The sequence below is a fragment of the Pseudobdellovibrionaceae bacterium genome (genome assembly GCA_020635075.1).
Taxonomy (GTDB): domain Bacteria; phylum Bdellovibrionota; class Bdellovibrionia; order Bdellovibrionales; family UBA1609; genus JADZEO01.
The window spans coordinates 2,147,729-2,160,593 of the sequence record JACKAM010000001.1 but is presented as its reverse complement, the minus strand read 5'-3'; the positions used below and the strand labels follow the sequence as shown (position 1 = coordinate 2,160,593).

At 50.4% G+C, this 12,865-nt stretch carries 11 protein-coding genes; 2 read left to right on the top strand and 9 right to left on the bottom strand.

Features of this window, described 5'->3' with window-relative positions:
* Positions 1–6: 6 nt before the first annotated feature.
* The 5 genes from H6624_09275 to H6624_09255 all read right to left on the bottom strand — a co-directional run bounded on the left by H6624_09275 (position 7) and on the right by H6624_09255 (position 6,051).
* Positions 7–1,059 (bottom strand): 2-oxoacid:ferredoxin oxidoreductase subunit beta, encoded by a 1,053-nt coding sequence (locus tag H6624_09275; GenBank protein MCB9084526.1) that lies wholly within the window; start codon positions 1,057–1,059, stop codon positions 7–9.
* Entirely contained in the window at positions 1,056–2,852 is a 1,797-nt protein-coding gene (locus tag H6624_09270) for a 2-oxoacid:acceptor oxidoreductase subunit alpha (protein ID MCB9084525.1), read from the bottom strand. Before H6624_09270 ends, H6624_09275 begins: the two co-directional genes overlap by 4 nt.
* 75 nt (positions 2,853–2,927) lie before the next feature.
* Positions 2,928–3,674 carry a 1-acyl-sn-glycerol-3-phosphate acyltransferase gene (locus H6624_09265; protein MCB9084524.1) on the bottom strand — a complete coding sequence of 249 codons (747 nt, stop codon included), beginning with the start codon at positions 3,672–3,674 and terminating at the stop codon, positions 2,928–2,930.
* Positions 3,671–4,597, bottom strand: coding sequence for a phosphatidate cytidylyltransferase (locus H6624_09260; GenBank protein MCB9084523.1), 927 nt, complete (start codon positions 4,595–4,597; stop codon positions 3,671–3,673). The genes H6624_09265 and H6624_09260 overlap by 4 nt, the downstream gene beginning before the upstream one ends.
* Positions 4,594–6,051, bottom strand: coding sequence for a sigma-54-dependent Fis family transcriptional regulator (locus tag H6624_09255; protein ID MCB9084522.1), 1,458 nt, complete (start codon positions 6,049–6,051; stop codon positions 4,594–4,596). Before H6624_09255 ends, H6624_09260 begins: the two co-directional genes overlap by 4 nt.
* 104 nt (positions 6,052–6,155) lie before the next feature.
* Here H6624_09255 and serA point away from each other — a divergent pair, with 104 nt between their 5' ends.
* Complete coding sequence (serA, locus tag H6624_09250) at positions 6,156–7,361, top strand: phosphoglycerate dehydrogenase (GenBank protein ID MCB9084521.1); 1,206 nt, start codon at positions 6,156–6,158, stop codon at positions 7,359–7,361.
* 91 nt (positions 7,362–7,452) lie between these two features.
* On the opposite strand, the gene H6624_09245 is transcribed toward serA, so the two are convergent.
* Positions 7,453–8,829, bottom strand: coding sequence for an FAD-binding oxidoreductase (locus H6624_09245; protein MCB9084520.1), 1,377 nt, complete (start codon positions 8,827–8,829; stop codon positions 7,453–7,455).
* 102 nt (positions 8,830–8,931) lie between these two features.
* Between H6624_09245 and H6624_09240 the strand changes: the two genes are divergently transcribed.
* Positions 8,932–10,668, top strand: coding sequence for a histone deacetylase family protein (locus H6624_09240; protein MCB9084519.1), 1,737 nt, complete (start codon positions 8,932–8,934; stop codon positions 10,666–10,668).
* Positions 10,669–10,769: 101 nt separating this feature from the next.
* Here H6624_09240 and H6624_09235 read toward each other — a convergent pair whose 3' ends face one another.
* From H6624_09235 to H6624_09225, 3 genes are read right to left on the bottom strand one after another with little or no spacing between them, the layout of a single operon-like run.
* The gene (locus tag H6624_09235; protein MCB9084518.1) at positions 10,770–11,114 is read right to left on the bottom strand and encodes an Hpt domain-containing protein; all 345 of its coding nucleotides are present in this window, start codon (positions 11,112–11,114) and stop codon (positions 10,770–10,772) included.
* Positions 11,111–12,478 carry a HAMP domain-containing histidine kinase gene (locus tag H6624_09230; protein ID MCB9084517.1) on the bottom strand — a complete coding sequence of 456 codons (1,368 nt, stop codon included), beginning with the start codon at positions 12,476–12,478 and terminating at the stop codon, positions 11,111–11,113. The genes H6624_09235 and H6624_09230 overlap by 4 nt, the downstream gene beginning before the upstream one ends.
* The gene (locus H6624_09225; GenBank protein MCB9084516.1) at positions 12,475–12,855 is read right to left on the bottom strand and encodes a response regulator; all 381 of its coding nucleotides are present in this window, start codon (positions 12,853–12,855) and stop codon (positions 12,475–12,477) included. The genes H6624_09230 and H6624_09225 overlap by 4 nt, the downstream gene beginning before the upstream one ends.
* Positions 12,856–12,865 lie beyond the last annotated feature (10 nt).

The window sequence follows — 12,865 nt, the reverse complement described above, 5'->3', positions numbered from 1 at the left end:
TCCCTATTAGCGAAACGCCTGCATGATGGTAGAGAGCTGATCTTGAGAAGGTCTCAGATCCTCAGCATTCATCGCATACAGGGGTTTCTCTTTCGGGAGACCAAGGGTCTCTGCCAAATCCTTTGCATTTTCCTTGAGGTAGAACAAGCCAGTCAAAATCTCCCCCTTGTTACGGGCTTCATGGAGAATTTTAAGAGCATGAATGGCATCAGTGATGTCATGATCCTGGGAGTCCAACTTTTTAAGCGTGATCCAGGAGCCATCGGGCATTTCCACGGCCTGGCTATCGCCTTCTTTGTAGTCTACTTTGATTTCATCAAAGGGCTGAACAAAGCCAAGCTCCTGAAGGGCACGGGTGTGCTCACGAACGGCTTCATAGCTGCGTGTGGACCCAGGGTGGTTGGCAAAGGTGATACATGGGGAAATCACGTCAATCAGAGCTGTGCCGTGGTGATGGATCGCGGCTTCCAATAGAGGAACCAATTGTTTGGCGTCTCCTGAGAACGAGCGAGCCACAAATGTACAGCCCAAATCAATGGCCAAAGAACAAAGGTCAATGGTCTGAAAGGGGTTCATTTCCCCGCCCTTGCTCTTAGAACCTACATCGGCAGTGGCTGAGAACTGACCCTTGGTGAGACCGTAGACTCCGTTGTTCTCAACCAGATAAACCATGGGAACATTTCGGCGAAGCAAGTGAGTAAATCCACCCATGCCGATACTGGCGGTGTCGCCATCGCCGGATACGCCAATACAAGTGAGTTCAGGGTTGACCAATTTCACACCCGTCGCCACTGGACCCATGCGGCCATGAATGGCGTTAAAGCCATGGGCGCGAGCCATAAAGTAAGTGGGCGTCTTACTTGAACAACCAATTCCCGAAAGTTTGGCCACCTTGTGAGGGTTAACTCCCGATTTAAAAAAGGCGTTGATTAAATGATTGGTGACACTATCATGTCCGCAGCCGGCGCAAAGGGTGGATTTTGCCCCTTGGTAGTCCGACTTTTCCAGACCGATGTGGTTTGTCTTGGCCGCAGCAGGTGTTGGAGTGGCGGTGCTCATACCAGGTTCTCCTTGGAAGCAATTTCGTTAGTGATGTAAGTGGGAGTGATGGGCATGCCGTCATACTGAAGAATCGATACCAACTTTTCATGGTACTGAGGGTATTCGTTCTTCAGTAAGGTAGCGAGCTGGGCATCACGGTTTTGTTCGACGACAAAAACCTTGTCATGATTATCAAAAAACTCCTTCACTTCCTTTGTAAAGGGAAGCGCTCTCACACGAATATAGTCGGTCTCTAAGCCCTTGGCGGCCAAAAGGTGTCTCACCTCGGGGATGGCAAAGTCCGTCGACCCGTAGGCGAGAATTCCGTGTTTGGCCCCTTTTCCATCAAGGATTGGCGCCGGGACGTGGTTCTTGGCGGTTGCATATTTTTCTTTTAAACGATCCAATAGTTTTCTGTAGACCAAAGGGCTCTCGCTGTAGCCGGCTTTTTCGTCGTGACCAGTGCCCCGAGTAAAATAAGCAGCTTTGGGATGATCCGTTCCAGGTAATGTACGGTAAGGAATCCGGTCGCCATCCACATCTTTGTAGCGGGCAAAATCACCCAGCTTTTCCAGGTCAGCGGCGGTGAGCACTTTGCCCCGGTCATAGGGTTTATCGGAGTAAACAAATTCATCAGTGGCCCACAGATTCATGCCGATATCCAAATCCGTCAGCACAAAAATTGTGGTCTGCAGGCGCTCAGCCAGATTGAAGGACAGCTCACCAAATTCGAAGCACTCTGTGGGGTCTTTTGGGAAAAGTACCACGTGTTGAGTGTCTCCGTGGGAAAGGGTGGCAGCGGACAAAACATCAGACTGTTGCGTCCGTGTTGGAAGTCCTGTCGAGGGGCCTCCACGCTGAACGTTCCAAATGACAGCCGGAATCTCCGCGAAGTAACTTAAACCCACAGTTTCGGCCATCAGAGACATACCGGGGCCTGAAGTGGCGGTGGCCGCCCTGGCACCAGCCCAACCGGCTCCTGTGACCATACAGATCGACGACAGTTCGTCTTCGGCTTGAACAATGGCCACGCGATTTTGCCCCTTTTCATCTTTACGCAGCTTACCCGCGTATTTTTGGAAGGTTTCAACCACTGAGGATGAAGGAGTGATCGGATACCAGCCAACAAAGGTGCAGCCACCAAAGAGCCAGCCAAGACCAGTTGCGGTGTTGCCATCGACCAGGATCTTGCCCTTGTTGCCATTGGCAATGGATTGGGCGCGAAAGGGAAAGGCCTTCGGGTCGAGGTTCTCTTCGGCCCATTTAAAACCCACGGCAATGGCTGAAAGGTTGGAGTCAACTACGGCCTTCTTGGACTTAAACATATCGCTGACGACCCCATCGATCACCGATTGATCGATTTCCAACAGCCGGGCCATCACTCCTACATAAATCATATTAACCAGAAGCTTTTTCAGCTTTGCTTCCTTGGTCACCTCATCGATGAGTTTTTTAAATGGGACCGGGATTATAGTGATGTCGGTTCGCAATTGGTCATCGGTCAGTTTGATGGCGTCATTCAAAATCAAATAGCCACCCGGGATGACTGATTGCACATCCTGAACAGCACTGGCAGGGTTCATGGCAATCACGATGTCACAATCCGTGCGTCGGGCGGTAAAGCCGTTTGGATTGGCCCGAATCGTAAACCAGGTGGGAAGACCCTGAATGTTAGAGGGGAAAAGGTTTTTACCCGTCACGGGCACACCCATGCGAAAGAGGGACTTGACCAGAACATTGTTGGAGGACTGGCTACCGCTTCCGTTGGCCGTGGCCACGTGAAGCACGAAATCATTCACTTTTGCTGCCATAGAAAATCCGCTTGGTTAAAGGGTCACATTAGATTGCAAAACGTAGGGCAGAATACACAGGGAAAAGGCCTGGAATCAAGTGTTGGTCTGGGGTCCGTATGCATTAGGGTTAATGGCCGTCACCCACCTGCGGTAATTGGCATCCACCTCATCGATGGGGGCCGGGCGCTGGACCGGGCCCACATGGACCACAAGTCTTCCCCGGCGGGGGATTGCTGAGCCTTTGGGCATCAACTCCGAGTTTCCCTCCAGGTAGAGGAACAAAATGGGGGTCTTGGTCCGCTCGGCAAAAACGCTGACTCCCCGCTTAAAATCGTGGATGTAGCCATCGGGGGAGCGGGTCCCCTCAGGGAAGAGAATCATCCAAATCCGATCCAGGCGGTTGAGGAGATTGGTGCAGAGCTTAATCGCCTCGCCCTTTCGGTCCTTGCGGTCGATGGGGATGGCCCCCAGGCAGTGCTTGGAAAAAAAGGTAAAAACAGGGTTGGCGAACCAGTAGTCCTTGGCCGCGGAAATGTAGAGATCCAGCCAGAATTTAAAGGGGACAGCCGCCGCGATGGAGACCGCATCCAGGTGGCTTCCATGGTTGGAGATGATCAACAGCCGGGGCTCTTCCCGATAGAGCTTGTGGAAATCACCTTTCACCTCCAGCCTAATCCAGAAGCGAAAGGCCAGTCCCTTAAGAAATATTCCCCAAAGGGAGCGAAACACCAGGCTAGTCAGGTCAAAATGCCGAGTGAAGAGAGGTAGGTGTTTCAGATGCCCAGGCAGCTGAGTCCACTGCTCATTTTCGTAGTTCCAGTCCCAATTGCCTTTTCTCATGTCAGGGGTGCCCGTTGCAGGTAAATGTAAAGGTAGTAGTAGATGGGGCCGACAAAAATCAATTTATCCACCCGGCCAAGGATATCGCTACGGCCGATGATGAAGACCCCGGAGTCTTTGATACCCAGGTCGCGGCGAATGACGGAAAGGAAAAGGTCGCCAAAACGACCCAAAAGGGCCGCGGCCAGTCCTGCGGCAATCCAAAAACGCTCACTTCGGTCTGGCAGAAGGTGCCGCATTCCCCAGGCGACAATGACCGTGACGATCACTGACATGATGATTCCTTCGACCGTGACTCGCTGGGAAATTTCTTTAAAGGGCTTGAGTTTCCCAAAAATGCGCGTCGTCGAGAGCGAGACGTGTTCGGCTATCTCCGTCAGCAGGTAAAGGTATAGAACAATAAAGGGGCCTTGGTCCAACATCAGCAATCGCCCCATATGCATAAATGACCAGCCAAAAAATATAAAGGCCATCAGCGACAAGGCAATGTATTGGATCATATGGGAGACACTGTTGCGAACCAAAGGAATCCAGGCAACAAATCCCAAAAACACCATGGGTAAGATATTAAATAGATCGACGGCATCCTTGTAGATCGCCAAGCCCAAGAGAATGGTAAACACATAACTGAGCCACACAAACCAGCTGCGATGGTACATCCCCGACATTTGGAAAAAGGTCTTGATGCCAAAAATAGCCACAATGGTAAGAAAGGCCAGAGGCCAAGGGGAAGGCAGGGCCAATACGGCAAGAAGTACGGGAGTGATGAAAAACCAACTTTTGACACTGGCCCAGCCGGCGAGAAAGTGAACCGTTTTGCGGCGGAGGAAGTAAAGAACTATTCCCAACAGGAAGATGAGAGCCAACACCAGTACGGCCGTTTCCTGATAGAGGCGATGGTCAAAAAGGCTCGTATCGGTCATGAATTTCTCCATTCGATGTCGTGATCTTTGAGTTTCTTATAGAGAGTTGAGCGGGACATTCCCAATAGTCTCGCCGCCTCATCCACGTCTACGGATTGTTCAAGAGCTTGGCGCAGAAGGCTGCCTTCAAATTCAGTCAACAGTGTGGCCAGGCCCTTCGAGAGGTCCGTTTTAGGCAGTTTCCCCCAATAGTCCATCTTCATCTTTTTTGGTAGGACAACCTGAACGTCTTCAGCCCTAATGATTGGCAGAGGGGCGACAAGCAGGAGTTGCTCACAAACTCGTTTGAGCTCCCGCACATTGCCGGGCCAATCGTAGCCGGTTAGGGCCTCCACCGCATCCGGCGCCAGAGTTTTGGCCTGGGAAGTGCGGCCGGCCAAAAAGAATTTGGCCAAAGGCTCCACGTCCTCCAGGCGTTGATTGAGAGGAGGAAGGTCCAAGGTTTTTCCTTTGATGCGAAACAATAGATCTTCGCGGAAGTCTCCCTTGGCCACCAGTTCTTCCAGAGGAACATTGGTAGCCGCAATGACCCGGGTTTCAACAATCACCGGATCACCAGAGGCCCCGACGCGTCGGACTTCTCCGGTTTCCAGAAAGCGCAGGAACTTAGCCTGCTGGGTGGCCGGCAGGGCTTCGATCTCATCGATAAACAGGTCTCCATCTCGAGCAGCCTCAGCCAGGCCGACCTTGTTTTGGTCAGCCCCAGTGAAGGCGCCCTTCACGTGGCCAAATATTTCCGATTCAAACAGATTTTCGGAGATGGCAGCAGCGTTTAAGGTAACGAAAGGACGATGGGCTCCCTCTTGTGTATGAAGAAGTTTGGCCACCACCTCCTTACCTGTGCCCGTGGGGCCCGATATCAAGATAGGTCCTTTTTCACCCTTCAGGCGGGCAATTTGTGCCAGCACATTTTGTGAAGTCGAGGAGTTCCCCACCCATTTGATTCCCTGAGTTTCTGGGCGGTGTTGGGCTCCCTGTAAAAGGAGCAAGGCTTCGATTTTCGATAGACAGCCTTGGAACTCCTCTGTGTTGAGGGGCTTGGCCAAAAAGCGGGTAGCCCCAACTCTCAAGCAAGACTCCATCATTTCTCGATTTAGGTCTCCAGACATGGCGACCAACTGCATCTGAGGGTGTTTGAGATTGAGTAGCTCTAGAACTGCCAAGCCTTCGGCTTTTGCCAAGTCACCAGTAAGGTGCATATCCACAAAAGCGGCCTGGTACCCTGCCACCGGGATATCCGTTGGCGATTGGTGAGGGATCACTTGCCAATGCGAGGGAACGGCCATCTCAATGGCTTTAATGACCAATTCGTCGTCGTCGACCACCAAAAGGGACAGACTTTGGGACACCCCATCTCCTCCAAAATAGAAGATTTGCCGTGAGTCTCCAAAAGTACCCTGGCAAGTCCCCGGAGACAACCTCTCAAATTCTTCAATTGTGGGAAATAACACCATTTTTCACAGTTTCCCGGCGATGGGCGTTGAATCTGTGAGGCGAAGAAGCTAGTATCTGGAAAAAATTCAGACCGGAGCTTGTGTAAATGGCCTCCCGCCTTGCAATGAACGAATACAAAATCCTTTTGCTAGAAAACATCCATCCCGTAGCCTGCGGTCTATTGGAAGACGCCGGATTTCAGGTCGATGTGGAGAATGGATCTCTCACTGAAGACGAGCTGTGTGCTCGCATTGGTGATTATCAGGCACTGGGTATTCGCTCCAAGACCATGATCACGCCTCGGATGTTGGAGAATCATGGTTCGCTGTTTGCCATTGGGGCTTTTTGTATCGGCACCAATCAGGTGGCCCTTGATGTGGCCAATCAAAATGGATTGCCCGTATTTAATGCTCCCTATAGTAACACCAGAAGTGTGGCCGAGCTGATTATCTGTGAACTCATTGCTCTTTCACGCCAATTGGGTGAGCGAAGCATGCGCGCCCATGAAGGGGTGTGGATGAAGAGCGCCGTCGGAGCCCGCGAAGTGCGTGGGAAAACCTTGGGTATTGTCGGCTATGGTCATATTGGTTCGCAAGTCAGTGTGCTTGCAGAATCGCTAGGCTTTAAGGTCATCTTTTATGACGTTATTAAAAAACTTCCTCTTGGAAATGCCCGGGCGGTGGAGAGCTTAGATCAGCTTCTTCAGCAATCAGACTTTGTCACTCTTCATGTTCCCGAGACCCCTCTGACCAAAGGCATGGTTGGCAAAGAGGAGCTTCAGCTAATGAAAAAGGGTGCCTACTTGCTTAACGCCAGCCGTGGGACTGTGGTGCAGATCTCCGAGTTGGTGGAAGTTCTGAAGTCGGGCCACATTGGTGGTGCGGCTATTGATGTGTTCCCAGAGGAGCCAGCCAACAACAAGGAGCTGTTCTCTAGCCCTTTGCAAAACATGCCCAATGTGATTCTCACTCCCCATGTGGGGGGGAGCACAGAAGAAGCTCAGGAAGCCATTGGTGCCGAAGTGGCTGACAGCCTTATTCGCTTTTTGAAATTAGGGTCCACATCAGGCTCGGTGAACTTTCCTCATTTGGATGTTCCTCCCAGCAAAGGTGCTCGGCGCCTGATCAACGTCCATCGGAACGTCCCTGGGGTTCTGCGTGACGTGAACAGTATTGTGTCTAACCATGGCGCCAATATTTTGGCTCAGTACCTATCGACGGATAACAATATTGGATACCTGATCATGGATATGGAAAAAGGCGAAGCGGAGAGGGTGGCTGACGAAGTTCGCCAGTTGCCAACGGCAATCAAGACCCGGGTGCTTTTTTAGGTACCAAGTCCCTTTTTCAGAAGCGGTGCAAGAAAAGCTCAGACCTAGTCTGCGCTTTTCTTGCACCGCTTCTGAAAAAGGGACTTGGTACCTAAAAAAGCTTACCTGGATTCAAGATCCCATCCGGATCGAAAACCTTTTTGATTTCCCGCATGAGCTGAATCTCTTCCTCACTGCGAGTGTAGTGCAGGTAGGGTTTTTTGGTGAGACCCACACCGTGTTCGGCCGAGACGCTGCCCTTGAAGCGGGCGATCATTTCAAACATATGCTTGTCGACCTCGTGACATTTTTTAAGGAACTCATCACTGGTCAAATCCTTGGGTTTGAGGATGTTGATGTGAAGATTGCCATCGCCAATATGACCAAACCAAATAACCTCAAAAGTTGGGTATTCTGTTTTGATCAACGTATCCAACTCGGTGAGAAACTGGGTGACGTCAGCCACGCGCACGGAAATATCGTTCTTATAGGGCTCAAATGGGGCTGTGGCTTCCGATATGTCTTCACGCAGGCGCCAAAATTCTTTTGCCTGCTGTGGACTCTGTGACATGGCTCCGTCGATGACCCAGCCATTCTCAACGCATTCTTCAAAAAGTGTCATGGCGTGGTCGAGAGTATCGTCACTCTCTAATTCAAACTCGATCAACACATAGTAGGGAGCTGTTTGGTTGAGAGGCCGCTTGAGGTGTCCCTGCTTAAGAACGTGAGCCAATGCCTCTTCGGTAAACATCTCGTAAGCAGTGACAGGCACTTGTTTGCGGTAGGATTGGTATATACTCAAAACCCCATCCAGATTTTCCACGCCAAACAACAAGACCGTAAGTGCCTTTGGCGGATTGGTTACATAAAAGGTCGCTTCAGTAACAAATCCCAGGGTGCCCTCAGACCCAATGAACAGGTGTCTGAGATCATAGCCCGTGGCATTCTTGACCAGAGAGTTGTTGAGGTGAAGGACTTGCCCTTGACCCGTTACGACTGTGAGGCTTGCCACCCAATTTCGGGTCAATCCATAGCGCAGAACCTTAATCCCACCCGCATTTGTGGCAATATTGCCGCCGACCTGACTTGAACCCCGGGCAGCAAAATCAACGGGGTAATAAAAATCATGTTCCAGAGCATAATTCTGGAGTTGCTCGGTGACCACCCCAGCCTGGCAGGTGACAGTGCGGTCGATAGAGTCATGGCTGAGGACTTTATTCATCTTGTCGAAGGAAACTATGACCTCCTGATTGGCGGCAGCGGCCGCACCACTCATTCCAGTGCGGCCTCCCGAAGGGACGAGAGCTGTTTGGGTCTTTCTCGCCCACAGGACCAGGTCTCGAACCTGCTCTGTTGAGGTGGGAAAGACCACTGCCTGGGCATTGGACTTGATGTGTTTGGCCCAGTCCTTACCGTAAACATCCAGGTCCTGTTGATCAATTGAGATTTGGTCCGGTTTAAGGACTTGGTCCAATCCATTCAGTGGCATAAGGATCTCCTGTCAAAGGGCAGTCTTATCACAGGCAGCCCCGGGACTGAACGGCAAAGTAATAGACTTGGCAGAAAATTTCAAATCTGCCATATTCGACCTATGGCTTTCAAAATCCGACAGATATTCGACCATTCCACTGAACTCAACGCCCAGGTTATCGACGCTGCCAAACTGCTGCTGCTGTCTCAGTTTCCCTACATGAAAGAGCAGTTTTTGGATGAGCTGGTGGAAATTGTAAAGGCCAACAGTAATAGTAAAGTGTATCGTCACTATCTTTTTGTTGCGGAGAATAAGGGCCTAGTGTCGGGAGCTGCCATTGCAACCCATTTTCTCCCGGAAAACTTCTTTTTTGTAGATTACGTTGCGTCAAGCAAGGATGTTCCGAGTCGAGGGATAGGCGCTGCTCTTTATTCGAGAATCAAAGAGCAGTCGCTGATAAACAAGTGCATCGGAGTGTTTCTAGAGTGTGAGAATATTGATCGCCGCTTCTGTGCCAGTGATGAGGAGCAAAAACAAAACAAGATTCGCCTTAATTTTTATCGTCGTTTTGGAGCCGTTCAGTTGATCGACTCCAAATATGAAAAGTGGCGGAGGGGAGACTCCTCTTTACATCTACTTTTCGACAACAACCACCGGCGTCATCCTGATTCCAAAGCCTTGGAAAAAATCGTCAAGGCGATTTTGGTGAGCCACGGTCCAGAGAAGTGTTCCGAAGATTACATTAAGGAGGTGGTGGCGTCTCTCAAGGAAAGCCATTTTGAAAAACTGCCCAAGCACCTTTCTTCACCTCAGAGAATCACATCATCCACTTATCACAAAGTTCCCGATGATCAGAAGATCCCATTAACTTTGAACCCTCTGCACCGGATCCACCACGTCACTGAAAAGGGCTATGTTGAGTCGCCGATTCGCATCGATGCCATTCTAAAGGAACTCGATAAGGTCAATTATTTTGAATTGAAAAAGACCAAACACTTTCCGGACTCTCATATCACCGAGGTTCATGATCCCCAGTATTTTCAGTTTTTGAAGGACATCTGCAAGTACGCCGGTAAAAAAACCATGTATCCGGATGTGTTTCCCATCCGTAACCGGGCCAGATTACCTCTAGGATTGGAAGAGCAAGCGGGATACTACTGTATGGACGTCTATTCACCGATAAATCAAAATGCCTATCTCTCCTCTCGGGCGGCGGTAGACTGTGCTTTGACTGCCGCTGAGACCCTAGTTGAGGGTGAGAATGTAGCCTATGCATTGGTGAGACCTCCCGGACATCATGCGGAGCGGAGGTTTTTTGGTGGATTTTGTTATTTGAACTCAACGGCAATTGCGGCTCACTTCCTCAGCAAACATGGGCGGGTGGCAATTCTGGACGTGGATTATCATCACGGGAATGGCCAGCAAAATATTTTCTATGAGCGTCCCGACGTTTTGACGGTTTCCATTCATGGCCATCCAGAGCATGCCTACCCTCATTTTACAGGCTTTGAGGATGAGAAGGGGGAAGGTCTGGGGCTCAATTACAATGTGAACCATCCCCTGCCACTGACAATGGATGGCCCGACTTACCTGAAGACACTCAAGGTGGCCGCGGAGCAGATTCTTAAATTCGATCCCTCTTATGTCGTAGTTGCCTTGGGTCTCGATACGGCCAAGGGAGATCCCACTGGAACATGGAAGCTCTTAGCGCGGGATTTTGAGGAAAACGGGTTTCAGATCGGCGGTCTGCAAAAACCGACACTTGTTGTCCAGGAAGGCGGATACCGAACCCAAGTGCTAGGCGTCAATGTTCGTCACTTTTTCCGTGGTCTAATGAAAGGCTATTATCAAAACTAAGGCTCTAGCTAGAGATGCAAAGGTCCAGCCTAATGGTTGCCAAGCTGTATTCTGATGGTGTTTGTGGAAGCCATCTGTGGCTTACACGAGCCACAAGGGAATCACAGGTTCAATGAACGGATGCTGCGAAAGCGGCCATCTTCGGAGAGATCGAAATCGCGGGAAGCTGATCGCTCTCGATGAATGTCCCGAAGGATACCAATGGCGTTGGGAATCACTTCCGCGTAGGAATGGGGCTTTTGGATGAGAAGGCGTTCGACCACTTCCCCAAGCTCGGAGATCTCGGGGAAGCCGTAGGTCTTGCCTGTTCCCTTGAGCTTATGGAAGTCCTCGCGGAGGCAGTCCACATCCTCTTGGCTAAGTGATTTTTCCAGATCACGGAGTTTTGCGGGAAGGCTGTCCAGGTACTCGGTGCGCAGTTCTTTCATCATGTCATCAAAGTTCATGCCGCTACTCCCGTCTGATTTGGGGGGTCGAGCTGCTGCTCTTCTTCCACACTAAAACGCCACTCACCAAGAGTAAAATAAAATGTGCTTCCAGAACCCGGTTGTGAATGAACTCCAATCACCCCCCGGTGCTCCTCGACTAGAGCTTTTGCAATCGCTAAGCCCAATCCAGTACCTTTGACGAGGGGATTTTCTGCATTGGTTGCCTGGCGGAACTTCTGGAAGATCAGCTCTTGATCCTCAGGGGCAATGCCCTTGCCTTCATCGGTCACTGAGAAAACCAACCGATCCGACTCGTCAATCTCGATGCTCAGTCGGACAGTCCCATTTTTGGGGCTGTACTTGATGGCATTGGAAATCAGGTTCGTCAAAATTTGTTGAATTCGGTCTTTGTCCATATGAGCTTCCACCGATGGGACGTCGCTGGAAACAAGTCGCACTCCGGCCGTTCGAGCAAGTCCCTGGATGCCGTCTAGAGACGGTTTGACGAGTTCCCTGATTGGTGACCATTGCTTCGTCAAGGGTAGCTTGCGAGCTTCAATTTTGGCTAAATCCAAAAGGTCATTAATCAAACGAATCAAGCGATCTGTTTCCTGTTCGGCAATATTCACCAGGTTCGAACAGGCTTCATTCATTTGTCCGACGACACCTGTCTTGAGGAGACTTAAGGAGCCCTTAATTGAGGTCAATGGTGTGCGTAGTTCGTGACTGGCAATGCTGAGAAAGTCCGACTTGGCCCGGTCGAGGGATTTTAGCTCCTCCATTTGACTTAATACTTTTTGCGCCAATGAGTTAAATGTGGCCTGCAGGTGGCCCATTTCATTCGGCGAAGGAACGGTGAACTGGTAGGTGTATCTCTGGTTGAGAAAGTCCACCATCTTCCGCGAAAGAGTCGAAATCTCCTTAAAGAGCGAGGTTCGAATATACAGATAGACGACCAACAGAGACAAAATCATGGCGGTCAGGGAGATCAGGCTGAAGTACTCGATTCGCTTTTCCAGGTAGGCAACAAGTGGAAACAGATACTTGCGGAATTCAAGTTCGTTGCGAACAAAATGATCCACTTTTTTGCGCAAAGTGGTCGGGTTGCGATTGGCATAGGCCTGGATGACATCGCTGAGGGCCTCAGCCCGATGCTCCTGGTTGAGAGCACGGCGACTGTTCTTGAGATCCTCAAGAGTCGACTTGCTAAACTTCCAGACATCCAGAGCTTCTGTCTTGTCCTGCAGGTAAAAGCTGGTGTTCAAGTCCTGATGAATGCGTGCGTATTGAGAAAAGGAGGTAACGGCTAGGTAGCCAAATCCCCCCACCACAGACAGGGCAATCGTAATTAGGAATAGAATGCGGAAGCGAATTAAACTCATGCTGCTTTAGCTTTATGGGCCTTACTCAGAATCCGATTGATGGACTGGTTAAGCGTGGCCGGGTCAAAGGGCTTGGGAATGAATCCCAAGGCGTTTTCAGTAAATTCCTTGATGTCGGACTCCTGAGATTTTGCGCTGAGGAAAATCACCGGCGATGGATTGGTCGCTTGAGCGTAATAGTTGCGACAGGCCGTCAGACCGTTCATCTCGGGCATCATTTCATCCAGTAAAATCAAATCAAAGTCATAGCTTAAGGCCATTTCCAAAGCCATGCGCCCATTGGTGGCAACGTGGACCTGGTGGCCACCAATCTGCTCCAATGCAAGCTTGGCAATAAGAGAAATATTTGGATCGTCTTCAGCTAAAAGAATCTTCATATTTACCTCT